General features: G+C 65.8%; 17 protein-coding genes and 2 tRNA genes. 12 read left to right on the top strand and 7 right to left on the bottom strand.

Annotated features, from left to right (window positions below; all coding sequences use genetic code 11):
- Positions 1-18: 18 nt before the first annotated feature.
- A tRNA-Gly gene (locus ACQ3DC_RS12220) sits at positions 19-92 on the bottom strand.
- Between the two features lie 141 nt (positions 93-233).
- Here ACQ3DC_RS12220 and ACQ3DC_RS12215 point away from each other — a divergent pair.
- The 6 genes from ACQ3DC_RS12215 (at position 234) to ACQ3DC_RS12190 (ending at position 5,473) form a co-directional block, all read left to right on the top strand.
- Positions 234-308 (top strand) — tRNA-Pro (locus ACQ3DC_RS12215).
- An 81-nt stretch (positions 309-389) separates the two neighbouring features.
- Positions 390-1,781 carry a trigger factor gene (gene tig, locus ACQ3DC_RS12210; RefSeq protein ID WP_430752343.1) on the top strand — a complete coding sequence of 464 codons (1,392 nt, stop codon included), beginning with the start codon at positions 390-392 and terminating at the stop codon, positions 1,779-1,781.
- 226 nt (positions 1,782-2,007) lie between these two features.
- A complete protein-coding gene (locus ACQ3DC_RS12205; protein ID WP_157243122.1) occupies positions 2,008-2,631 on the top strand; it encodes an ATP-dependent Clp protease proteolytic subunit in 624 nt (207 codons plus the stop codon).
- Positions 2,632-2,668: 37 nt separating this feature from the next.
- Positions 2,669-3,328 carry an ATP-dependent Clp protease proteolytic subunit gene (locus ACQ3DC_RS12200; RefSeq protein ID WP_157241960.1) on the top strand — a complete coding sequence of 220 codons (660 nt, stop codon included), beginning with the start codon at positions 2,669-2,671 and terminating at the stop codon, positions 3,326-3,328.
- 176 nt (positions 3,329-3,504) lie between these two features.
- Positions 3,505-4,785 (top strand): ATP-dependent Clp protease ATP-binding subunit ClpX, encoded by a 1,281-nt coding sequence (gene clpX / locus ACQ3DC_RS12195; protein WP_157241961.1) that lies wholly within the window; start codon positions 3,505-3,507, stop codon positions 4,783-4,785.
- Between the two features lie 73 nt (positions 4,786-4,858).
- Positions 4,859-5,473 carry a DsbA family protein gene (locus tag ACQ3DC_RS12190; RefSeq protein WP_157241962.1) on the top strand — a complete coding sequence of 205 codons (615 nt, stop codon included), beginning with the start codon at positions 4,859-4,861 and terminating at the stop codon, positions 5,471-5,473.
- A 350-nt stretch (positions 5,474-5,823) separates the two neighbouring features.
- On the opposite strand, the gene valS is transcribed toward ACQ3DC_RS12190, so the two are convergent.
- Positions 5,824-8,445 (bottom strand): valine--tRNA ligase, encoded by a 2,622-nt coding sequence (gene valS / locus ACQ3DC_RS12185; RefSeq protein WP_430752342.1) that lies wholly within the window; start codon positions 8,443-8,445, stop codon positions 5,824-5,826.
- Between the two features lie 125 nt (positions 8,446-8,570).
- On the opposite strand from valS, the gene ACQ3DC_RS12180 reads away from it, so the two are divergent.
- On the top strand, positions 8,571-9,332 hold the full coding sequence (locus ACQ3DC_RS12180) for an SDR family oxidoreductase (protein WP_430752341.1): 762 nt from the start codon (positions 8,571-8,573) through the stop codon (positions 9,330-9,332).
- A gap of 7 nt (positions 9,333-9,339) precedes the next feature.
- On the opposite strand, the gene ACQ3DC_RS12175 is transcribed toward ACQ3DC_RS12180, so the two are convergent.
- The 4 genes from ACQ3DC_RS12175 to ACQ3DC_RS12160 all read right to left on the bottom strand — a co-directional run bounded on the left by ACQ3DC_RS12175 (position 9,340) and on the right by ACQ3DC_RS12160 (position 12,368).
- Complete coding sequence (locus ACQ3DC_RS12175; protein ID WP_430752340.1) at positions 9,340-9,723, bottom strand: hypothetical protein; 384 nt, start codon at positions 9,721-9,723, stop codon at positions 9,340-9,342.
- Between the two features lie 194 nt (positions 9,724-9,917).
- Positions 9,918-10,616, bottom strand: coding sequence for a response regulator (locus ACQ3DC_RS12170; RefSeq protein ID WP_430752339.1), 699 nt, complete (start codon positions 10,614-10,616; stop codon positions 9,918-9,920).
- Positions 10,606-11,829 (bottom strand): sensor histidine kinase, encoded by a 1,224-nt coding sequence (locus ACQ3DC_RS12165; RefSeq protein ID WP_430752338.1) that lies wholly within the window; start codon positions 11,827-11,829, stop codon positions 10,606-10,608. Before ACQ3DC_RS12165 ends, ACQ3DC_RS12170 begins: the two co-directional genes overlap by 11 nt.
- Complete coding sequence (locus tag ACQ3DC_RS12160; RefSeq protein ID WP_430752337.1) at positions 11,829-12,368, bottom strand: hypothetical protein; 540 nt, start codon at positions 12,366-12,368, stop codon at positions 11,829-11,831. Before ACQ3DC_RS12160 ends, ACQ3DC_RS12165 begins: the two co-directional genes overlap by 1 nt.
- Positions 12,369-12,787: 419 nt before the next feature.
- Here ACQ3DC_RS12160 and ileS point away from each other — a divergent pair, with 419 nt between their 5' ends.
- From ileS to ndk, 4 genes are read left to right on the top strand one after another with little or no spacing between them, the layout of a single operon-like run.
- Positions 12,788-16,120, top strand: a complete 3,333-nt coding sequence (gene ileS / locus ACQ3DC_RS12155; RefSeq protein ID WP_430752336.1) for an isoleucine--tRNA ligase — start codon at positions 12,788-12,790, stop codon at positions 16,118-16,120.
- Positions 16,121-16,123: 3 nt separating this feature from the next.
- Complete coding sequence (locus ACQ3DC_RS12150) at positions 16,124-17,482, top strand: bifunctional folylpolyglutamate synthase/dihydrofolate synthase (RefSeq protein ID WP_157241967.1); 1,359 nt, start codon at positions 16,124-16,126, stop codon at positions 17,480-17,482.
- The gene (locus ACQ3DC_RS12145; protein ID WP_421093391.1) at positions 17,483-17,950 is read left to right on the top strand and encodes a DUF4233 domain-containing protein; all 468 of its coding nucleotides are present in this window, start codon (positions 17,483-17,485) and stop codon (positions 17,948-17,950) included.
- Positions 17,951-18,004: 54 nt separating this feature from the next.
- Positions 18,005-18,424 carry a nucleoside-diphosphate kinase gene (gene ndk, locus ACQ3DC_RS12140; RefSeq protein WP_228403670.1) on the top strand — a complete coding sequence of 140 codons (420 nt, stop codon included), beginning with the start codon at positions 18,005-18,007 and terminating at the stop codon, positions 18,422-18,424.
- Positions 18,425-18,487: 63 nt separating this feature from the next.
- Here ndk and ACQ3DC_RS12135 read toward each other — a convergent pair whose 3' ends face one another.
- A complete protein-coding gene (locus tag ACQ3DC_RS12135; protein WP_430752335.1) occupies positions 18,488-19,159 on the bottom strand; it encodes a vitamin K epoxide reductase family protein in 672 nt (223 codons plus the stop codon).
- A gap of 439 nt (positions 19,160-19,598) precedes the next feature.
- On the opposite strand from ACQ3DC_RS12135, the gene ACQ3DC_RS12130 reads away from it, so the two are divergent.
- Positions 19,599-23,102: an Rne/Rng family ribonuclease gene (locus tag ACQ3DC_RS12130; RefSeq protein WP_430752334.1), complete on the top strand. Its 3,504-nt coding sequence runs from the start codon at positions 19,599-19,601 to the stop codon at positions 23,100-23,102.
- Positions 23,103-23,211 lie beyond the last annotated feature (109 nt).

Genomic DNA, 23,211 nt, shown 5'->3' with positions numbered 1-23,211 from the left:
CGGAGGGGCCTGTCTGTTTGGAGGGGACGACGGGAATCGAACCCGCGTAATCAGTTTGGAAGACTGAGGCTTTACCATTAAGCTACGTCCCCGGAAGAACTGCATCTGCAATATTAGCAGGCCTGCAACTCCGGGCTGGCTGTTCAAGCCGGATACAACTAAACCTAATCCATGGGCTACGTGTCAAATGTGCAAACTGGGCGCGGATCACCGTAGACTTGCCTGTGCACTAACGGGGTGTAGCTCAGCTTGGCTAGAGCGCCTGCTTTGGGAGCAGGAAGTCGCAGGTTCAAATCCTGTCACCCCGACTCTGCGGCCCGGACCACTCGGCCTGGACAAAACATTGCGTTTGCAGAAACCCATCCCACAATCCCAGGAGTACTTAGACCGTGAAGAGCGCTGTCGAGAACCTCACCCCCACGCGGGTCAAGCTCAATGTTGAGGTCCCCTTTGAGGAATTGAAGCCCAGCATCGACTCGGCCTACAAGACCGTTGCTTCGCAGATCCAGGTCCCGGGCTTCCGTAAGGGCAAAGTCCCCGCCAAGCTCATCGACCAGCGCGTCGGCCGCGGCTACGTCCTGGAGACTGCCATCAACGAAGGCCTCAACGGCTGGTACCAGGCCGCTGTGCAGGAATCCGGCATCCGCCCCCTGAGCCGCCCCGAGGTTGAGATCACCGAGGTCCCGGACCCCTCCGCAACGGACGGCGGACTGAAGTTCGCTGCCGAGGTGGACGTCCGCCCGGAGATCGAGCTCCCGGACTACTCCGGCATCAAGGTTGAAGTTGCTGCGGCCGAGTCCTCCGACGAGGATGTGGACAAGGCCCTCGACGAACTGCGCGGCCGCTTCGGCACGCTCAAGTCCGTGGACCGCCCCGCCGCGGACGGCGATTTCCTCACCATCGACATCACCGCCAGCATCGACGGCGAAGAGGTTGACTCCGCTTCCGGCCTGTCCTACCAGGTGGGTGCCGGCACCATGCTCGACGGGCTCGACGAAGCCGTCACCGGGCTCAGCGCCGAGGAAGACGCCATCTTCGACACCACTCTGGTGGGCGGCGACCACGCCGGCGAAGCCGCCCAGGTCAAGGTCGTCGTCAAGGCCGTCAAGGAGCGCGAACTCCCCGAGGCAAACGATGACTTCGCCCAGCTGGCTTCCGAGTTCGACACCCTCGCCGAACTGCGCGAAGACCTGGCCAAGCAGGCCGCAGACTCCAAGGTTGTGGAGCAGGGCGTCGAGGCCCGCGACAAGGTCCTGGACAAGCTCGTTGAGCTCGTTGAGGTTCCCGTTCCGGACTCCGTCGTTGAAGAGCAGCTCGAGGCCCACTTCAAGGAGGGCAGCGGGCACGGTGAAGGCGAGCACGACACCGAGGAGCACCGCGAAGAGGTTCGTGCCAACACGGCCCGCGCCTTCCAGAACGAAATCATCCTCGACGCCATTGCCGAGAAGGAAGAAGTCAACGTCAGCCAGAACGAGCTGATCGACTACATCGTGACCACCGCCAGCCAGTACGGCATGGACCCGAACCAGTTCGCCCAGATCATCGACCAGAGCGGCCAGGTTCCCATGATGGTTTCCGAGGTCCGCCGCCGCAAGGCGCTGGCCGTCGTCCTGGGCCAGGCTGAGGTCACCGACACCGAGGGCAAGTCCGTGGACCTGAGCGACTTCGTCCGTCCCGGCGGCGAAGAGGAAGCTCCCGCAGCCGAAGCTGTCGAGGCCGAGGCTGAGACCGCCGAGGCAGCCGTCGAGGAAGACACGGCAGAGGCCAAAGCCCAGGCCTAAGAGCCACTGAGTGGACGGCCCCCGGATCATTGGATCCGGGGGCCGTTTGCGTTGGATCCTGCTGCGTCGCACCGGCCCTGCCGATCGTGCGCCGTCAGCGAACAGCCGCGGATGCGCGAACAAAACACCGCTGAAACCGGTTAGTGTCCAAGTAGTGATTTTCAGTGATGTCACCGTCACCAGCGAGAGGTAAGTACACATGTCACAGCACGCAGAGTCCCCCCGGATGGCTACTGTCGATCCCGCAGCCCAGGACAACTACATCTACAACCGTCTCCTGAAAGAGCGGATCATCTGGCTGGGCTCAGAGGTGCGTGACGACAACGCCAACGCCATCTGCTCGCAGCTGCTCCTGCTGTCCGCCGAGAACCCGGACAAGGACATCTACCTCTACATCAACTCCCCGGGCGGCTCGGTGACGGCAGGCATGGCCATCTACGACACCATGCAGTTCATCCCCAACGACGTCGTCACGGTAGCCACCGGCCTGGCCGCCTCGATGGGACAGTTCCTGCTGTCTTCCGGCACCAAGGGCAAGCGCTACGCCACCCCCAACGCCCGCGTCCTGATGCACCAGCCCTCCGGCGGCATCGGCGGCACCGCCTCGGACATCAAGATCCAGGCCGAGCTCATCCTGCACATGAAGAAGGTCATGGCGGAACTGACGGCCGAGCAGACCGGCCAGACTGTCGAGACCATCCTCAAGGACAACGACCGGGACAAGTGGTTCACGGCAACCGAGGCCCTGGAGTACGGCTTCTTCGACAAGATCGCCGCCCACGCCGGCTCTGTATCCGGTGGCGGCGGAACAGCCAACGGGTCGTCCGGCGAGTCAGCGTCCGAACAGTAATCCGGCACAGAGAAAACTTAGATCAGGAGCAACAAAAATGACCTACAACTTCGGATCGACTGCCGGTAACCTTCCGACCAGCCGTTACGTCCTGCCCCAGTTCGAGGAACGCACTCCGTACGGCTTCAAGCGCCAGGACCCCTACACCAAGCTCTTCGAAGACCGCATTATCTTCCTTGGTGTGCAGGTGGATGACGCCTCTGCCGATGACGTCATGGCCCAGCTGCTGGTCCTCGAGTCCACTGACCCGGACCGCGACATCACCCTCTACATCAACTCGCCCGGCGGCTCTTTTACCGCCATGACGGCCATCTACGACACCATGCAGTACATCCGCCCCGAGATCCAGACGGTCTGCCTCGGCCAGGCCGCAAGCGCCGCGGCCGTACTGCTGGCGGCAGGTACTCCCGGAAAGCGCCTGGCCCTCCCGAACGCCCGCGTCCTGATCCACCAGCCGGCACTGTCCGGCGGCCAGGGCGGACAGGCCTCAGACCTGGAGATCCAGGCGGCCGAAGTCATGCGGATGCGCTCCTGGCTGGAAGACACGCTCGCCCACCACTCGGGACGGACGTCAGAGCAGGTCAACAACGACATCGAGCGCGACAAGATCCTCACCGCGGCAGAAGCGCAGACGTACGGCCTGATCGACCAGGTCCTGGATTCACGGAAGATCAAACCGCAGGCGATCAGCCGGTAACGGTAAAGTAATGGGCCGGTGGGGCCAATCATTTGGCTCCACCGGCCTTTTCCTTCCACCCTGGGAAGCGAATGTGACCTAGAGTGGATGGTGTCACAACCGGTCCGTGCAGGCCGGGTGGAGATTCCAGCAACGGAGCAAGGCTGCCTGGCAGCAGGATACTAAGGGGTTCACATATGGCTCGGATTGGCGAGAGCACGGATCTGCTGAAGTGCTCTTTCTGCGGAAAGAGCCAAAAGCAGGTGCGCAAGCTCATAGCCGGGCCCGGTGTCTACATCTGCGATGAATGCATTGAGCTCTGCAACGAGATCATTGAAGAGGAGCTCGCGGAAGTTGCTGACCTGGGAAGCTTCGAACTTCCCAAACCGCGCGAGATCTTCGATTTCCTGCAGGAGTACGTCATTGGCCAGGAGCCTGCCAAGCGTTCCCTCGCCGTAGCCGTCTACAACCACTACAAGCGGATCCAGGCCGGCCACGCCCCTAAATCCGGAAGCCTTGCCGACGGCGGCCACCACGACGACGTCGAGATTGCCAAATCCAACATCCTGCTCATCGGCCCCACCGGCTGTGGCAAGACCTACCTCGCCCAGACCCTCGCCCGCCGCCTGAACGTTCCCTTCGCCGTAGCTGACGCCACGGCCCTGACCGAGGCCGGGTACGTCGGTGAAGACGTGGAGAACATCCTCCTCAAGCTCATCCAGGCCGCCGACTACGACGTGAAGAAGGCTGAGCAGGGCATCATCTACATTGATGAGATCGACAAGATTTCCCGCAAGAGCGAGAACCCCTCCATCACCCGCGACGTATCCGGCGAAGGCGTCCAGCAGGCGCTCCTGAAGATCCTGGAAGGCACGGTTGCCTCCGTCCCGCCGCAGGGCGGCCGGAAGCACCCGCACCAGGAATTCATCCAGATTGACACCACAAACGTCCTCTTTATCGTGGCGGGCGCCTTTGCCGGCCTGGAAGAGATCATCGGGTCGCGGTCCGGACGGAAGGGCATAGGCTTCGGCGCCCCCCTGAACGAGGCCAGCAAGAAGGTGGATTCCTACGGTGAAGTGATGCCCGAGGACCTGCTGAAATTCGGCCTGATCCCCGAGTTCATCGGCCGGCTTCCCGTGATCACCACCGTCTCCAACCTGGACCGCGATGCCCTGATCCAGATCCTGTCCACACCCAAGAACGCCCTTGTGAAGCAGTACCAGAAGATGTTCCAGATTGACGGCGTGGAACTGGTGTTTGACGACACAGCCCTTGACGCCATTGCGGAGCAGGCGCTGGAGCGCGGCACCGGCGCCCGGGGGCTGCGGGCCATCATGGAGGAAGTGCTGCTTCCTGTCATGTTCGATCTCCCCAGCCGCGAAGACGTTGCCAGCGTGATCATCACCGAGGACGTCGTGCTGAGGGGTGCGGAACCGACCATCGTTCCCCACGTCGCCAAGCGCCGTAAGTCTGCCTGACTTCCCGGCACAGCGCCGAGCCCTTACACGTCGTGGCTGCCCCGCGCCACTGAGACCAGCGAAGGAATTCCCTATGACTGAGCCCGCTAAGAACACGGCCGACTTCTGGTTCGATCCGCTGTGCCCGTTCGCCTGGATCACCTCGCGCTGGATAGGCGAAGTGGAGGGCGTCCGCGACATCGGGACGGAGTGGCACGTGATGAGCCTGGCCGTCCTTAACGAAGGCCGGGACCTGGAACCTGCCTACCGCGAATCGATGGACAACGCCTGGGGTATGGTCCGGGTGATCATCGCGGCCCAGGAGGAACACGGCAGGGGCACTGTCAAGCCACTCTACGACGCCATGGGCTCGTTGATCCATGAACAGGGCGAAAAGGACCGCGACCTGGTGATCGCCAAAGCACTTGCTGAATGCGGCCTTCCCGCTTCACTGGCCGGAGCCGCCGCTACCGACGCCTACGACCGCCAGCTCCGGGCCAGCCACGAGGAAGGCATCTCGCGGGTGGGCCAGGACGTTGGAACGCCGGTTGTGGCCTTCAACGGCACGGCATTCTTCGGTCCCGTGCTCACCCGGATCCCGCGGGGCGAGGAAGCCGGCAAGCTGTGGGATGCCACCACCGCGATTGCTTCCTACCCGCACTTCTTCGAATTGAAGCGGAGCAGGACCGAACGTCCGGAATTCAACTAGGCCCGGCCCCTCCGGAAGCCCCGGCGGGAGCGTCCAGAGCCCCGGCTGAACTACTCGTTTGTAGTTCAGCCGGGGCTCTTGCGCATCGCGGTAGCCGGGACAACAATAGTTCTTACCCACTTCGAAAGAAGTGGGACGCAGAAACCAAAGATTCAGTGATATGCATTCGACGCAGCCATCGGCAAAGTCAGGATGCAAGCTACAAGTGACGAACGTAGGAAGACCTGAAGATCGGCGGATTCTGCCAGACCATCAAGACGTCACCGGATGGCCGAAAAGTCGAAGCCCCACCAACGGCAAAACGCTGATGGGGCTTCCCCTTTGCCCGAAAACAGGGCCCAAGGCTGCGGCTATGCTTTCGCCGGCTCCTCCGTGACGGCCAGTTCCACACCGGTGACAGCCAGCTCGCCCTCGCCCACCACTATTGAAATTTCGCGGGCATTGGAGGCTGCCTTCAAGTCGGCCAGGCCGGCATTCAGTTGCCCTGCGAGTCCAGCTGGAGCCGTGATGGTCGCAGTCAGGACTTCCGTGCGCTGCTTCACCTTCGCCTCGGATTTGGCCTTGCGGACACCGCTGAGGGCAACACCAACCGTTGCGAGCATGGTGGTGTCGCCGCCCGGCACCGCCAGGGCGGCCGGCCACGCGGCGCGGTGGACCGAGCCCTTGCGCCACCAGCTCCACACCTCTTCAGTGGCGAACGGCAGGAACGGCGCGAAGAGCCGCAGCAGGGCGTCCAGGGTGGTGGCGAGGGCTGCCAGCACCGAGGCCTGTTCGGCTTCGCCCGCAGCCCCGTAGGCCCTGTCCTTGATGAGCTCCACGTAGTCGTCGGTGAACTGCCAGAAGAAGCTTTCCGTGATCTGCAGCGCCCGTGCGTAGTCGTAGTTCTCGAAGGCCTTCGTGGACTGGGCCACAACGTCGGCGAGCTGTGCCAGGACCGCCCGATCGAGCGGATTGGTGAGGACGGAGAGATCAGCGGACAGCACCGAGTCCTCCGTGGCGCCCAGGTTCAGGACGAACTTGGACGCATTGAGCAGCTTGATGGCCAGGCGCCGGCCGATCTTCATCTGGGCGATCTCGTAGGCTGTGTCCGCACCGAGCTTGGCCGAAGCGGCCCAGTACCGGACAGCGTCCGAGCCGTATTCCTCCAGCACATCGGTGGGTACCACCACGTTGCCCTTGGACTTGGACATCTTCTTGCGGTCCGGGTCCAGGATCCAACCGGAGATGGCGGCGTGCTTCCACGGCGCGCTGTTTTCCAAGGCGTCCGCGCGCACCACCGAGGAGAACAGCCAGGTCCGGATGATGTCGTGGCCCTGAGGCCGGACGTCAAAGGGGAAGACCTTGGCGAAGAGGTCTTCGTCGCGCTTCCAGCCGCCCACGATCTTTGGAGTCAGGGAGGACGTGGCCCAGGTGTCCAGGATGTCCGCGTCACCGGTGAAGCCGCCGGGAACATCGCGCTGGCTTTCGTCGAAGCCGGGAGCGGCGTCCGCTGCCGGGTCCACCGGCAGCTGCCCGTCGGAGGGCACGATGGGGGAGTCGTAGTCCGGGTTGCCGTCGGCGTCCAGGGGGTACCAGACGGGGATGGGCACGCCGAAGAAGCGCTGGCGGGAAACCAGCCAGTCACCGTTCAGGCCGGAAATCCAGTTCTCGTAGCGGGAACGCATGAAGGCAGGATGGAAGTCGATCTCCCGGCCCCGTGCGATGAGCCGCTCCCTGCGGTCCTCGTCGCGTCCACCGTTGCGGATGTACCACTGCCGGGACGTGACCACTTCCAGGGGCTTGTCGCCCTTTTCGTAGAAGTTCACGGGATGCATGATCTTCTTGGGCTCGCCCTCAAGCAGGTCTGCGGCGGTGAGGAGCTTCACCACTTCTTCCTTGGCGCTGAAGACTGTCTTGCCGGCAATCGCGGCGAAGGCCTCGCGGCCGGCATCGGTGGTGATCCACTCGGGAGCCTCGCTGACGATCCGGCCGTCCCGGCCAACGATGGCGCGGGTGGGCAGCTGCAGTTCGCGCCACCAGGTGACGTCGGTCAGGTCACCGAACGTACACACCATGGCGATGCCGGAGCCCTTGTCCGCCTTGGCGAGCGGGTGCGCCTTCACCTCAACCTCGACGCCGAAGACGGGCGACGTGACCTTCTTGCCGAACAGCGGCTGGTACCGTTCGTCGTCGGGATTTGCCACCAGTGCGGCGCAGGCAGCCAGCAGTTCGGGACGGGTGGTCTCAATGTGGATCTTCTGTCCGTCCTCGGTGAAGAACGGGTAGCGGTAGTAGGCTCCGGGGACCTCGCGGTCTTCGAGTTCGGCCTGGGCCACTGCGGTACGGAAGGTTACGTCCCAAAGGGTGGGTGCCTCGGCCATGTAGGCGTCGCCCGCCGCCAGGTTGGCCAGGAACGCGCGCTGCGAGACCGCCCGCGAGTTGTCGTCGATGGTCCGGTATGTCAGCTCCCAGTCGACGGACAGGCCCAGTGTCTGGAAGAGGTTTTCGAAGACCTTCTCGTCCTCAACCGCCAGCTCTTCGCAGAGCTCGATGAAGTTCCTTCGGGAGACGACGTCGAAGTCCCGCTGGTTCTTCGCCGGCTGCGCCGGCGGCCGGTAGTCAGGGTTGTACGGGATGGAGGGGTCGCAGCGGACGCCGTAGAAGTTCTGGACCCGGCGCTCGGTGGGCAGGCCGTTGTCGTCCCAGCCCATCGGGTAAAAGACGTTCTTTCCGGTCATGCGCTGGTAGCGCGCCAGCACGTCAGTCTGCGTGTAGGAGAACATGTGCCCCACGTGCAGTGAACCGGAAGCGGTGGGCGGGGGAGTGTCAATCGAGTAGACCTGGTCCCGGGTGGTCTCCCGATTGAACTTGTAGGTCCCCTCGGCCAGCCAGCGCTGCGTGAGCGCAGCTTCGAGGCCCTCGAGGGCCGGCTTGTCCGGAACGTTGATGGGGGCGGTGGTGGGCGTGTCTGTACCCTGTTTGTCTTCAGCCATCTGCCAATTGTTTCATGTCCCGCCGCTTCCGCCCGCCCTGCGTCCATGAGGCACCCCGTGAGCTGCGGTTCATCCGCCGACTCATCGGGAGGCGCCCGTTCGGCAGCCCCGGTTAGGGTGGTGCCATGACTGACATTTCGCAGAAAAAAGCAGCATTGGTGACCGGCGCAAGCAGCGGAATCGGAGAGGCCACCGTCCGTGCCCTCGCGGCGGAGGGTTGGACCGTGTTTGCGGTCGCCCGCCGCGCGGATCGCCTCGCCGCCCTGGCGCAGGAGACCGGCGCCGTCGCAGTCCCCGCCGACATTTCCGAGGACGACGACGTGTCCCGGCTTGTGGCGGAGGTGGCCGAAGCGGGCGGCATCGACACGCTGATCAACATCGCCGGCGGTGCCAGGGGCGCCGATACCATCGCAGCAGCCGACACGGAGGACTGGGAGTGGATGTACCGGGTCAACGTGCTGGGCACCATGAAGCTCACCCGGGCGTTCCTGCCGATGCTGCGCGCCTCCGGCGAAGGGACGGTGCTCAACCTGACCTCCACGGCGGGGCTGGCAGCCTATGAGGGCGGCGGCGGGTACAACGCGGCGAAATTCGCCCAGCACGCCCTGACCGTGGCCCTTCGGCTGGAGGAAGCCGAGCACAACGTCCGGGTCATCGAGGTGGCACCGGGGCTGGTCCAGACGGAGGAGTTCGCTTTGAACCGGCTCGGTGACCGGCAGGCCGCGGACAAGGTCTACCAAGGGGTGGAGAAGCCGCTCACTGCAGGTGACGTGGCCGGAGTGGTGCGGTACGCAGTGAGCGTTCCGCACCACATCAACCTCGACCAGATTGTGGTCCGCCCGGTGGCGCAGGCAGCAAACTACAAACTGATCCGGAAGGGGGCCTGACGCCTGGTCAAAACGCCCGGTACGCGTATTCCATCGTGTACCCGGTGTTCTGGACACGGACGTTCTGTCCGAACCACCAGGCATCGCGGCAGCGCGTGCTGTAGGCGGGCACCCAGTTCTGTTCGGGATTGGCGAAGCTGGCGTACAGCGTAAAGCTGCCCCAGTTGGCGCCGTAGTTGGTCACGCAGATCCTGGATGCTCCCCAGAGGTTCGTGCTGACGAACGTGGAGGCGCCCGGTGCCAGCAGGCCGTCCGCCTGTGCTGCTGCGACTCCGGCGCCCGCAAGGGCTGTGGCGACCGCCGCCGTGGCCACTGTCTTCCGGATGACGCGGCGCCTCTTCCGTGCAGGCGGTGCGGTGAATTCTGGGTTGGCGGCTGCTGTGCTGTTCATGACTGCTCCTTAGGGCTCCCGGGGGCCTCCGGTTGAGGCCCCTTCGATGCCTCAACATTGCGCTTTCCGGAAGCAGGGATCGTCGGGCTCCTGCCTTATTTGTGCAGTACCTCCTGAGGGGTATGGCCCCGGAAATCCCTATGGCCGGGGACAGGCCCGGTCAGACCGGGCCTGTCCCCGCAGGTGCCTTCCGATTACGGCCCAAGTCGGGGCCGCACCAGGCCGCTTTCATAGGCGAAGGCCACGGCCTGGGCGCGGTCCCGCAGCCCGAGCTTGGCGAAGATGCGCCCCACATGGGTTTTGACGGTCCCCTCGCTGAGGAACAGCGCGGCGGCAATTTCGGTATTGCTCAGGCCAGTGGCGATGATGGCCAGGATTTCCCGCTCGCGCCGGGTAAGCCGGGACAGCTCCGCAGGGGCCGGAAGGACATCCGGTGTCCTGCCGGCGAACTGCGTTATCAGCATTCGGGTGACGGCGGGATCAAGCCAGCCGTCACCCCGGGCCAGGGACCGGACCGCATCCGCAAGGCTGCCTGGCGCTGCGCTCTTGAGCAGGAATCCGGAGGCGCCCGCCCGCAGCGCCGCGTACAACTGCTCGTCCCCGTCAAAGGTGGTCAGCACCAGCACTGGCAGGGCGTTGTTTCCCGGTACGAAACCGTCCGATGCCAGTTCCCGCGTCGCCGCAACGCCGTCGAGCACCGGCATGCGCAGGTCCATGACCACGACGTCCGCGATGCCGCACCGGGCGGCAGCCACACCCTCGCGGCCGTTTCCTGCCTCGGCCGTCACCACAATGCCGGGCTCGGCTCCCAGAAGCATCGCAAGGCCGCCGCGGACCAGGGGTTCGTCGTCCACGAGCAGGACGCGGATCTGCCGCTGGTCCTCAGCGTCCACCGTGAACCGCCGGGGTCCCGCGTCGCGAAGGGGCGCCGGGGGGAAATCCTGCCTGGACCACGAACTCGTCGCCGCGCCTGCCAGTCTTTACCCAGCCGTCCGCTGCCTTTGCCCGTTCAGCCATCCCGACCAGCCCGTGACCGCTCGACAGCGGGTGGTGCAATGCCCCCGGAAGGCACCGGTTGCGGACTTCCAGCTGCACGCCGGAGGCCTGCCAGTGGAGCGATACGGTAGCGCCATGCCCTGCCGCCGAATATCTTGACGCATTCGTGAGGGCTTCCTGGACCACCCTGTAGGCGGACAGGTCAACGCCGGGCTCCAGGAGGACGGGCGCCCCGGTCACGTGTAGCTCCACGGCCAGTCCAGCCCGCTCCGATTCCTTGACCAATTCTTCCAGCCTGGAGATGCTCGGCAGGTCCCGGGCATCGGGTCCGCCGCCCTGCCCCCAGGAATCCGCGGAGGCGGCCGGAGCGCCATCGTAGAGCAGCCCGAGCATCCTTCGCAGTTCGACCACAGCCTGCTGCCCCAGCAACGAAACATTCTCGAGCGCCTCGGCGGCCTGCCGGGGGTTTGCCTGCATGATGCGTGCGGCGCCGGCGGTCTGTAGCACCATGAGGCTCACGGCATGAGCCACTACATCGTGCAGTTCGCGGGCGATGCGGGAGCGTTCGTCACGGATGGCACGTTCAGCGGCATAACGGGCCGCCCGGCGTCGTTGTTTAACACTCCAGGCCACCCACCGGCCCAGCCCGAAGACGGCCAGCGTAATGACGGCGCCGCCCACGGCGCCTACCGTTGCCACGTCCCACTCCTGTCCGGCGCCGGACCTGCCAACCTCCACCAGGACGTTCAGGAGAATCAGTCCGCACGCCGCCGCGGCCGCCGCCGCTGCCTGGATCCGCGGGCACAGCAGGGCCACCGTGTAGAGAGCCAGCCAGACGCCGAACAGCGGCACGAAACCGGGCACAAGCAGGCTCAATGCTGCGCTGCCCGCAGCCGTGACGGTGAAAACCGCCACCGGACGTTTCCGGCGGAACGGCAACGGTGCGTAGAGGAGCAGCACCAGCCAGGGCACCAGCCAGGCGCCGCCCGGAAAAGGTGCCGCTACTTTGTCCCATGACAGCAACAGCTCCAGCGCGAAGCACAGGAGAAGGGCCGCAATATCACCGGCCTCCTTCCAGTTGCGGCGGGCGGAGCCTGTGATAGGAGGCATCAGCAGCCGCCGAAGATGAAGCACCACCACATTCGGAATTCCCCTTCCCCGGAGTCCGGGGAAGGCTGGACCAGGTTCTGGCGCAACTCCTGTTCGCGTGCAGCTACCGGTCCCAGGACCGCAGCGGCATCCCAGGCGGGCGGAACTTGCGTAGCATCGGGGCCCGCCTCTTCGGCAGGATCCTGCGGGCCGAGCGTCTCCGCGTAAGGGGCAGGGAAGGCGGAAAACTGGGCAAGCCAGATCAACGCGCCGCGTTCGGTGCCCTCGACAGTCGGCGGGATGAGTTCAATCCGCCTCGGTTTAATCCGTTCGATAGCTCCGGCATCCAGCGGTATGTCCTCCGGTGCAGCCAGCAGGACCTCAAAGCGGGCCAAGGGATCGCGGGCCCAGGCGGTGCTGCCCCGCACGGCCACCAGTTGCGGCGACAACAATTCACCCCAGGCAAGATGGCCGTTGACCGCATCTTCGCGACGGGCATCTTGGATGGAAACAATCAACCCGACCGGACCCGCATCCGTCATCTTGTTCTCGCCGCTCATGGTGCCCTCCCAGTGGACCGTGATAACTGAAGTATTTCCCTTGCCGAGCCCCGCGTCCAGAGTCCACCGGGAAGCGCACCGGCCGGGAACCAGAAGGTGTTTCGACATCCGCAGGCCCGGGACCCTAAACTGGAACGAGCAGCGTCGACCCGGCAATCACCGGTGAGCTTCCGGAAGAACACGCATACTGCCGTTACGGGGTACGCGCCAGTAGAACCGGACGGGTAAGCCCGTCACAGCAGTCAATGAGCGGCCGTCGTGGCGCCAGTTCCCTTCGGGGAACACGCAGCGACGGTAAGTGAGGTGGTACCGCGGTGAGCGTGGGGTCCGGCGGACAACACGGCAAGCCGTCCTCGCATCCTGAACGGAACAGCACGGCGCAGGCCGGCAGTTCGCCAAGCTCAACCCAGGATGTCGACATGACGTATTACCCCAAGGCCTCAGCCTCCACTTCTGCCAGCGCGTCGTCCAGCGGCGGTGCCGCTGTTTCCGCCTCCGTGAAGTTTCCGGAGATCGAAGAGCGCATCCTGAAGTACTGGGACCAGGACGGCACCTTCCAGGCCAGCATCGACCAGCGCAGCGCGGACGCTCCCGGCGGCGAGCCCGGCAGCAACGAGTTCGTCTTCTACGACGGCCCGCCCTTCGCCAACGGCCTGCCGCACTACGGGCACCTGCTGACCGGCTACGCCAAGGACCTGGTGGGCCGCTACCAGACCCAGCGCGGCAAGCGCGTGGAGCGCCGTTTCGGCTGGGACACCCACGGCCTGCCCGCCGAGCTTGAGGCCATGAAGCAGTTGGGCATGACGGACAAGACCCAGATCGAAGCCATGGGCATCGACAAGTTCAATGACGCCTGCCGCGCCTCCGTGATGAAGTACGCCGACGAGTGGCGCAATTACGTCACCCGCCAGGCACGCTGGGTGGACTTCGACAACGACTACAAGACCCTCAACGTGGAGTACATGGAGTCCGTCCTCTGGGCCTTCAAGCAGCTGCACGAAAAGGGCCTGACCTACAACGGCTACCGGGTTCTTCCGTACTGCTGGAAGGACGAGACGCCGCTGTCCAACCATGAGCTGCGGATGGACGACGACGTCTACAAGAACCGGCAGGACCAGACGGTCACGGTGACCTTCCCCATCACCGCGGGGGATTCGGAGCTGTCCCGGCAGCTTGCCGGCGTCCAGGCCCTCGCCTGGACCACCACGCCCTGGACGCTGCCCACCAACGCGGCGCTCGCCGTCGGCCCTTCCATCACCTACGCTGTGCTGCCTGCCGGCCCGAACGGCATCAAGGCTGCCTCCGCGGAGGCGCCCGTCACGGGAAGCTTCCTGTTGGCGGCCGACCTGGTGGGCAACTACGCCAAGGACCTGGGCTATGAGGATTTCGAGGCTGCCCAGGCCGCAGTGGTTTCCACCCACACCGGCACGGAACTCGAAGGGCTTGCGTACCAGCCGCTGTGGCAGGACTTCGCAGACAACGAAAAGTACGGCATGGAGAACGCCTGGCGGATCCTGGTTGCCGACTACGTCACCACCAGTGACGGCACCGGCATCGTCCACCAGTCGCCTGCCTACGGCGAGGATGACCAGAAGGTGTGCGAGGAGGCCGGCATTCCGGTGATCCTTTCCGTGGACGAAGGCGCCAGGTTCCTGCCGCTGTTCAAGCACGGGGACCTGCACGACATCGCGGGCCTGCAGGTGTTCGAGGCCAACAAGCCCATCACGCAGGTGCTGCGTGCCCAGGGCCGGCTGGTCAAGCAGGCCAGCTACGAGCACAGCTACCCGCACTGCTGGCGCTGCCGCAACCCGCTGATCTACCGTGCCGTCTCCTCCTGGTACGTGGAAGTCACCAAGTTCAAGGACCGCATGTCCGAGCTGAACCAGGAGATCAACTGGATCCCGGGCAACGTCAAGGACGGCCAGTTCGGCAAGTGGCTGGAGAACGCCCGCGACTGGTCCATCAGCCGCAACCGCTACTGGGGCAGCCCCATCCCCGTGTGGCAGTCCACCGATCCCGAATACCCCCGCACGGACGTTTACGGCTCGCTCGCCGAGATCGAGGCGGACTTCGGCCGCCTGCCGCTGAACAAAGACGGCCAGGTGGACCTGCACCGCCCGTTCATCGACGAACTCACCAGGCCCAACCCGGACGATCCCCGAACTCCCGAAGAGGGCCAGTCCGTCATGCGCCGCGTGGAGGACGTCCTGGACGTCTGGTTCGACTCCGGCTCCATGCCCTACGGCCAGGTGCACTATCCGTTCCAGAACGAGGCCTGGTTCGACACCCACAACCCCGCCGACTTCATCGTGGAGTACATCGGCCAGACCCGCGGCTGGTTCTACATGCTGCACATCCTCTCCACGGCACTGTTCGACCGGCCGGCCTTCCGCAACGTCATCAGCCACGGCATCGTGCTGGGCTCTGACGGGCAGAAGATGTCCAAGAGCCTGCGCAACTACCCGGACGTGTCGGAGGTCCTGGACCGCGACGGCTCGGACGCCATGCGCTGGTTCCTGATGTCCAGCCCCATCCTCCGCGGCGGCAACCTCGTGGTCACCGAGCAGGGAATCCGCGACGGCGTCCGCCAGGTCATCCTGCCGCTGTGGAACGTGTACAGCTTCTTCACGCTCTACACCAACGCGGCCAATGGCGGGGCGGGCTACGACGCGAAGCTGCGCTATGACGGCTACGCCGACACCCTGGACCAGTACCTGCTCGCCAACACCGGCGAGCTGGTCCGCAATATGACCGCCCAGCTGGACAGCTATGACATCTCCGGCGCCTGCGACGAACTGCGCAGTTACCTGGACATGCTCACCAACTGGTACGTCCGCCGGAGCCGGCAGCGGTTCTTCGACGAGAGCGTCGACGCCTTCGACGCTCTCTACACCGCGCTGGAAACCGTCGCCCGCGTAGCCGCATCCCTGCTGCCGCTGGTTTCCGAGGAGATCTGGCGCGGGCTCACGGGCGGGCGCTCCGTGCACCTGGCCGACTGGCCGGACGCCGGGCTGTTCCCGGCCAACCCGGGGCTGGTCGAGGCGATGGACCGCGTACAGCAGATCTGCTCCACCGGGTCCTCCCTGCGCAAGGCCGCGAACCTGCGCGTGCGCCTCCCGCTGCAGGAACTTACGGTCGTGGCACCCGGTGCTGGCGCGCTGGGAGGCTTTGCCGCCGTCGTCGCCGATGAACTGAACCTGCGCTCGGTCCGCCTGCTCGACGCCGAGGCCGCCTCCCCGGAGGAGTTCGGCATCGAGCAGAAGCTCGTGGTCAACGCACGGGCTGCCGGCCCGCGCCTGGGCAAGAACGTCCAGCAGGCCATCAAGGGCTCCAAGTCCGGTGACTGGTCCGTCAGCGACGCCGGGGTGGTCACCGCCGGCGGTCTCGAGCTCGAGCCGCAGGAATACGTCCTGGAAACCGTCGTGGCTGAAGCCGCAGAGGGTGCCGGGTCACGTGCAGCCGCTGTCCTTCCCGGGGGCGGCTTTGTGGTCCTGAACACCGAGATCACCCCGGAACTGGAAGCAGAGGGACTGGCCCGGGACATGATCCGCGCCATCCAGCAGGCCCGCAAGGACGCCGGGCTGAACGTCAGCGACCGGATCCGGACCACCGTGGCTGCCCGGCAGAACGTCGTGGACGCCCTGCTCGCCAACGCCGACCTGGTCAAGGGTGAGACCCTCACCGTTGACCTGGCGGCAGAACCTTCGGACGCCGCCGAGCCGGCCGTCGCCGTCGAAAAAGTAGAGGCCTGATCCATGACTGACGAATTTTCCGTAGAGAGCGTCTACGCCGAACTGCTGGGCAGGGCGCCGGAAAACAAGATGGAGCCGCGCCTCGCGCCCCTGTTCCGCGCCATGGACGTGCTGGGGGAGCCCAACAAGGCGTTCCCGATCATCCACGTGACCGGCACCAACGGCAAGACCTCCACCGCCCGCATGATCGAATCGGTGCTGAGGGCCCATGGCCTCAGCACCGGACGGTACACCAGCCCGCACCTGTCCAAGGTCACTGAGCGGATCAGCATCGACGGCCACCCGGTTTCCGACGAGACGTTCGTCCGGATCTGGGACGAAATCCGTCCTTACCTGGAGATCGTGGACTCCGAGCTTGAAGCCGAGGGCCAGCCCCGGCTCACCTACTTCGAATGCCTCACCATCCTGGGCTTCGCAATCTTCGCGGACCAGCCGGTCAACGTGGCCGTCATCGAGGTGGGCCTGGGCGGGATCACCGATGCCACCAACGTGGGCGACGGGCAGGTCTCCGTCATCACGCCCATTTCCCTTGACCACACGGACCTCCTGGGCGACACCACGGAGGACATCGCCCACGAGAAGGCGGGAATCATCAAGCCGGGCGGCTACCTCATCAGCGCCGCCCAGCCCCTGGACGCGGCCCAGGTCCTGCTGGAGAAGGCAAAGGACGTGGGCGTGCCGTTCCGCTTCGAAGGCGTGGAATTCGGCGTTGAGTCCCGGACCGTGGCGGTGGGCGGGCAGATGGTGAGCATCCAGGGCATCGCCGGCCGGTACCCCGAACTCTTGGTCCCGCTGCACGGCGCGCACCAGGCGCAGAACGCCGCGGTGGCCGTGGCCGCGATCGAGGCATTCTTCGGGGGCGAAAAGGAACTCGACTTCGACGTGCTGCAGGAAGGCTTCGCCAACGTGACGTCGCCGGGCCGGCTTGAAGTGGTCCGGACCGCGCCCACCATCATTGTGGACGCAGCCCATAACCCGGATGGCATCAAGGCGTCGGCTGCCGCCCTGCAGGAAGCCTTCAACTTCACCAGGCTGGTTCCGGTAGTGGGGGTGCTGAAGGAAAAGGACGCCGAGGAGATCCTCCGGCAGCTCAAGGAGTCGCTGGGCGGGATCGCGGAGGAATTCTGCTTCACCCAGTCGAACTCCCCGCGGGCAGTCCCTGCCGCGGAACTGGCCGAACTCGCGGTTGAGCTTGGCTTCGGCGAGGACAACGTGCACATCGCGGAGAAGCTCGACGACGCCCTTGAGTGGGCAGTGGAACGCGCCGAAGCCAACGACGACCTGTCCGGGGGAGTCCTGGTGACAGGCTCCATCACCCTCGTTGCCGAGGCCCGGATCCTGCTCGGAAAGACGGAGGCCTGAGTGCCCAAGCTGACCAAAGCCCAGCGTGAGTGGCGCCCGGGCATGCCCAGGAAGCGCCGCTCCACCAAGGTGATGTTCGCATCCACCGTGCTGCTGCTGGAAGCCTTCGTCATGTTCTTCGCCACCCTGGCAGTGTTCGGACTTCGCCGCGGGGAGTTCCCGCCGGCCCTCATCCTCGGTGTGGGGATCGGGCTCAGTGTCGTGATGATCGTGGCCTGCGCGTTCCTCACCAGGCCCTGGGGCATCGGGCTGGGCTGGATCCTGCAGCTCGTCCTGGTCCTGACCGGCATCTTCGAGCCCGCCATGTTCCTGGTCGGCGCCCTGTTCGCAGCGGCCTGGTGGTACGGCATCCGCACCGGAATCCGGCTGGACCGCGAGGCCGGGGAGCGCGCCCGCGCGCAGGCGGAGTGGGAGGCGGCGCACCCGGACCAGGCGGCTGGACCGGGGCAGCAGCCGCAGTCCCCGTAGGCAAAGTCCCCGTAGACTTGTCCCCGAAACCCATCCCAACGCATTGGAGCAGTCGTGACCACTGAGCGCACCCTCGTCCTGATCAAGCCCGACGGCGTCGCCCGCAACCTCACCGGCGCCATCCTGGCCCGGATCGAAGCCAAGGGCTACACCTTGGCCGAACTCAAGAAGGTCGACGCCTCGCGCGAACTCCTGGAGCAGCACTATGAGGAGCACGTCGGCAAGCCCTTCTACGAGCCCCTCGTGGAATTCATGCTCAGCGGCCCCGTTGTTGCGGCGATCTTCGAGGGCCACCGGGTCATTGAGGGATTCCGTTCCCTTGCCGGCACCACCGATCCCACCACGGCGGCCCCGGGCACCATCCGCGGCGACTTCGGCCGTGACTGGGGCCTGAAGGTCCAGCAGAACCTGGTGCACGGCTCCGACTCCACCGATTCCGCGGAGCGCGAGATCAAGATCTGGTTCCAGGGCTGACCGCCCGGGGACAGCAAAAAGCCCCTGGTTCTTCGGAACCAGGGGCTTTTCCCGTCCGCAGGCCTAGAAGCCTGACGTGCCGGCGAAAACCTGGATAAAGGCGAAGAAGATGGTGGCGATAACGGCCACGTAGAGCAGTGCGGTGATGATCCAGCCGGAGTCGCCCAGGATGCGGGCGGCCTTGGCAGGTACCGGGATCACGCCCGCGCTGATGTTCCGGATGGTCACCCACACGAAGAGCGGAATCATTGCCGCCCACACAATCATGCAGAACGGGCACAGGATGTGGATGACGTACAGCGCCTGCGACCATAGCCACACCACAAACGCGAAGCCCAGCGTGGCGCCGGCCTGCAGGCCAAGCCAGTACCACCGGGCGAAGTTGGCGCCGGCCAGCAGCGCCATTCCCACCGTGATGGTGATGGCGAACGCCACGATGCCGATGAACATGTTGGGGAAGCCGAACAGCGAGCTTTGCCACGTCTGCATCACCTGGCCGCAGGAGATCCAAGGGTTCACATCGCACACCGTGGTGTGGTTAGGGTCCTTGAGGACCTCCAGCTTCTCCAGGACCAGTGCTCCGGACGCGAGCCAGCCAACCACCCCGGTGACCACCAGCAGCCAGCCGAGGGGCCGGTCGCGGGTCATGGGCGGGCGGGCTCCAGCCGCACTGGTGTCCGGGTCAAGAGTCCGTTCCGGCGCGTGGGTGCCGCTGACGGGGGAAATGCTGGGCATTGGCAAGGCGTCCTTTTCATCGGGTGCTCCTTGCCCGATTGTAACGCCGGCGGCTGGAAAGACCCTTCAGGGAGGGAACAGGCAGCGCCTCTTCCGCCGTGGAATAGTCCGGGTATGAGAGAATGAACGTGGCTGGAACCCGATCCACATTCGGATTCCGGTCCGGTGGCTTGTTCGCAAGACCGCCAATGATGAGCAGCGCAGGCTTTGGATTTGTCAATCCGGCCTCCCGCAACTCCATTGGGCGGCACCTGGTTGTGACACGTGGAACAACGGGTTTTTGAACATCCTGCCGGCCCCCACGGGCTGCCGCACCCCACTGCCGGTGCGAACCTGGGGGTATCCACTTGACTTCTGTCAACGCCTGCGGGTTTTGACAATATGTGCCCCAATGGGTGCCGGATGTGGCGGTACGTCAGGGGCAGGAGTGTTGCCACATATGGATAATGAACAAGTTTCAGCCGTTAATGATGAAGCCGCCGCCACGGGTGCCGAGGCCGAGCCGAAGAAGGCCACGAGGACCAGGCGGAAAGCCGCTCCCAAGGCCAGTGACGCCCTGATCGCCGAAACAGACGTTGCGGCAGGCACCGCGGGCGCAGATTCCGTGCAGGCAGGGGCCAGCGCCGCCGAATCCGGCGCGAACGCAGTAAACACAGTGCCGGTTACCGACGCCGCTGAGGCGAAGGCACCCGTCCGCCGGAGCCGCTCCAGGAAGAAGGTTGACCCGGCTGAGCCGCTTCCGGCCTTCGCTGAGGAGGCAGCCGCCGCTGCCGGCGACGACGCCGGCGCGCAGGCTGCGTCGGCCGGCGCGCCTTCTGAAGCCGCCGCGGAGGACGTAAAACCCGTCCGACGCCGGCGGGTTGCCACCCGCAAGACCTCCGCCCCGGCGGTGGAGGCTGCGGCTGCGCAGGCAGAGAGTGCGCCCGCCGAAGCTGCGCCCGCCGAAGCTGCACCCGCCGAAGCCGCACCTGCCGCGGAAGCTCCAGCCGTTGCTGACCCGGCAGTCGCCGCAGCCGAAGCCGAAGCGGCAGCACCGGAACCTGCGGTCCTGCCTTCCGCAGCCGGGCAGGACAACGGCACTCCCGTGCAGGGCCCGCCCGCCTCCGAGGCAGCGGCCCAGGGCGATGCTGCGGCGGAACCCGTAGCCGCCCCTGCCGCTTCCACCGCCCCGGCAAGCCCTTTCGGCTCCCTCTTTTTGGAGCCAGGTTCCGCCACTTCCGTCCTGTTCCAGGCCCCGGATCTCAGCGCTGTTGTCCGGCCCGCGCCGGCCGCCACGGAAGAAGCTGAAGAAGAGGACACCGAGGACGACTCGGACGATGCCGGTAACCGCAGGAGGCGCCGAGGCCGCGGCCGCCGCGGCCGCAGCAGGACTGGCGAGCGTGACGGCGAAGACGCCGAAGGCTCCGATGCCGAGACCGATGCTGCCGATGACGCCGACGAGGAAGCCGCCGGGCAGGCCGACGAAGGCGTGACGTCCCGCCGTCGGCGCCGCCGCCGCCGTGGCGACCAGGACCTTGAACTGACGGGCGGGGGAGACGACGATCCCCCCAACACGGTGACCCGCGTCCGCGCCCCGCGCCCCGTGGGAGAACCCGCGGTCAGCAACCGGGTCACCAGCGTCAAGGGCTCCACCCGCCTGGAGGCCAAGAAGCAGCGCCGCCGCGAATCGCGCGACACGGGCCGCCGCCGCACCGTCATCACCGAAGCCGAGTTCCTGGCCCGCCGGGAGTCCGTGGACCGCCAGATGATCGTGCGCCAGCGCGATGACAGAATCCAGATTGCCGTCCTGGAAGACGGCGTCCTGGCCGAGCACTTTGTCTCCAAGACCCAGCAGGATTCCCTGATCGGCAACGTCTACCTGGGCAAGGTCCAGAACGTGCTGCCGTCCATGGAAGCAGCCTTCGTGGACATCGGACGCGGCCGCAACGCCGTCCTGTACGCTGGCGAAGTCAACTGGGAGGCCGTGAACCTCGAGGGCAAGCAGCGCCGCATTGAAAACGCGCTCAAGTCCGGCGACACCGTCCTGGTGCAGGTCACCAAGGACCCCGTGGGCCACAAGGGCGCGCGCCTGACCAGCCAGATCTCACTGCCGGGCCGCTACCTGGTCTTCGTTCCCGGCGGTTCCATGACCGGCATCTCCCGCAAGCTGCCCGACGTCGAACGCAACCGCCTCAAGCGGATCCTCAAGGACCGCCTCCCCGAGCAGGCCGGCGTTATTGTCCGGACCGCTGCGGAAGGCGCCTCCGAGGAAGAGCTGACCCACGACATCAACCGGCTGCGGGCCCAGTGGGAAGGCATCGAAAGCCAGTCGAAGTCCACCAAGATCCTTGCTCCGGAACTGCTGTACGGCGAACCGGACCTGACCATCAAGGTGGTCCGCGACGTCTTCAACGAGGACTTCTCCAAGCTGATCGTCTCCGGCGAGGAAGCCTGGGACACCATTGAGGCCTACGTCACCTACGTTGCTCCCGATCTGGTGGGGCGCCTCGAGAAGTGGACCAAGGACCAGGACATCTTCAGCGCATGGCGGATCGACGAACAGATCCACAAGGCACTGGAGCGGAAGGTCTTCCTGCCCTCCGGCGGCTCGCTGGTGATCGACCGCACCGAGGCCATGACTGTTGTGGATGTCAACACCGGCAAATTCACCGGCAGCGGCGGCAACCTTGAAGAGACGGTCACCAAGAACAACCTGGAAGCTGCGGAGGAAGTGGTACGCCAGCTCCGCCTGCGCGATATCGGCGGCATTATCGTCATCGACTTCATCGACATGGTCCTGGAATCGAACCGCGACCTCGTCCTCCGTCGGATGGTGGAGTGCCTGGGACGGGACCGCACCAAGCACCAGGTTGCCGAAGTCACGTCCCTTGGCCTGGTGCAGATGACCCGCAAGCGGATGGGCACCGGGCTGCTTGAAGTGTTTGGCGAGCAGTGCGAGGCCTGCGCCGGCCGCGGCGTGGTGACCCACGATGACCCCGTGGAGCACCGCCGGGCCAATATCGTGGCGGCCGAACACCACGTTCAGCGCTCGGACGCCCGCCCGGATGTCCGGAATGAAAGCCACCGCGCTGAGGCCCAGCGCGGGGACAGCAGCCAGCCCGGCGTCCGTCCTGACCGGAAGCGCCGCCGTGGCCGCGGCGGCCAGCAGGTGGACGCTGCTCCTGCAGCCGCCCTCCACGTGCACACGGTCCACCCCGACCCCACGGACGCCGAGCGGCACGCGAAGGCCGAAGCCACCAGGCTTGCCCTTGCCAATATTGCTGCGGCAGCACACGCCGCCCACCTGCACGACGATGAGGTAGCCGCGGCCCGGCAGGCTCCGCAGGTCCAGCCGGCGGAACCTGAGAAGCACGACGGCGACGCCTCCCGGCCTGCCGCCGTCCTCACCTTTGGCGGGGAGAAGGTTGCCCTGCCGTTCGTGGAGCACGCGGAGGAGCAGCAGCCGAAGCCGGCCCTGACGCTGGACCGGCTCGCCGAAGCCTTCGCCCACCTCGGTGAGCCTGCCCCTGCCGCGGAAGCCACAGCCGGTCAGCCCGAACGGCGGGCGCCGGAAAAGGAGCAGCGGGAACCGGAGCAGGTCCGGGCACCGCAGCACGTCCAGGCACCGCAGCACGTCCAGGCACCGCAGGCGGAGTCGCCGCAGGTCCGGCCTGAGCCGCTGCAGGCTGCCCATGCGCTGCGCGAAAAGGACTATTCCGACCACACCCTGGAACAGTCCCGCCCGCGCCGGGCGCGCCGCAACCGCAGCGCCAGCCGCGCCCAGGGTGCGGCCAACGAGACCTCCGTCGAGCAGCACGAGAATGTCCCCGCCGCGGCGGCAGGGCATTCACACTCTGCAAAGGCGCCGGAAGCTGACCAGGCAGGTGCCCCTGCGCCAGGCAACGCCAAGCCTGCCGCGGAGCCCATCATCCTGGGTGTCGGGGTTCCCGCTTCGGAACTCTAGGCCACCGCACGCGACACGCTGGATGCCCGGCCGCCCACCACGTGTGGACGGCCGGGCATCCGGCATTTAAGGCCGCACCAGTCGCACTGCGTCACCTTCGCCCTGCGTA

It is taken from the genome of Paenarthrobacter sp. NEAU-H11 (genome assembly GCF_050573415.1).
Classification (GTDB): Bacteria; Actinomycetota; Actinomycetes; order Actinomycetales; family Micrococcaceae; genus Arthrobacter.
Note: the sequence above shows the minus strand (reverse complement) of the source record. Positions and strands in the feature narration are given on the sequence as shown.

Coding starts and splice junctions, on each gene's coding strand:
- ACQ3DC_RS12130 (WP_430752334.1), top strand. CDS start 19,599: ATGGATAATGAACAAGTTTCAGCCGTTAATGATGAAGCCGCCGCCACG.
- ACQ3DC_RS12165 (WP_430752338.1), bottom strand. CDS start 11,829: ATGCCTCCTATCACAGGCTCCGCCCGCCGCAACTGGAAGGAGGCCGGT.
- ACQ3DC_RS12190 (WP_157241962.1), top strand. CDS start 4,859: ATGACTGAGCCCGCTAAGAACACGGCCGACTTCTGGTTCGATCCGCTG.
- clpX (WP_157241961.1), top strand. CDS start 3,505: ATGGCTCGGATTGGCGAGAGCACGGATCTGCTGAAGTGCTCTTTCTGC.
- ACQ3DC_RS12180 (WP_430752341.1), top strand. CDS start 8,571: ATGACTGACATTTCGCAGAAAAAAGCAGCATTGGTGACCGGCGCAAGC.
- ACQ3DC_RS12135 (WP_430752335.1), bottom strand. CDS start 19,159: ATGCCCAGCATTTCCCCCGTCAGCGGCACCCACGCGCCGGAACGGACT.
- ACQ3DC_RS12160 (WP_430752337.1), bottom strand. CDS start 12,368: ATGAGCGGCGAGAACAAGATGACGGATGCGGGTCCGGTCGGGTTGATT.
- ACQ3DC_RS12205 (WP_157243122.1), top strand. CDS start 2,008: ATGGCTACTGTCGATCCCGCAGCCCAGGACAACTACATCTACAACCGT.
- ileS (WP_430752336.1), top strand. CDS start 12,788: ATGACGTATTACCCCAAGGCCTCAGCCTCCACTTCTGCCAGCGCGTCG.
- ACQ3DC_RS12200 (WP_157241960.1), top strand. CDS start 2,669: ATGACCTACAACTTCGGATCGACTGCCGGTAACCTTCCGACCAGCCGT.
- ACQ3DC_RS12150 (WP_157241967.1), top strand. CDS start 16,124: ATGACTGACGAATTTTCCGTAGAGAGCGTCTACGCCGAACTGCTGGGC.
- ACQ3DC_RS12175 (WP_430752340.1), bottom strand. CDS start 9,723: ATGAACAGCACAGCAGCCGCCAACCCAGAATTCACCGCACCGCCTGCA.
- valS (WP_430752342.1), bottom strand. CDS start 8,445: ATGGCTGAAGACAAACAGGGTACAGACACGCCCACCACCGCCCCCATC.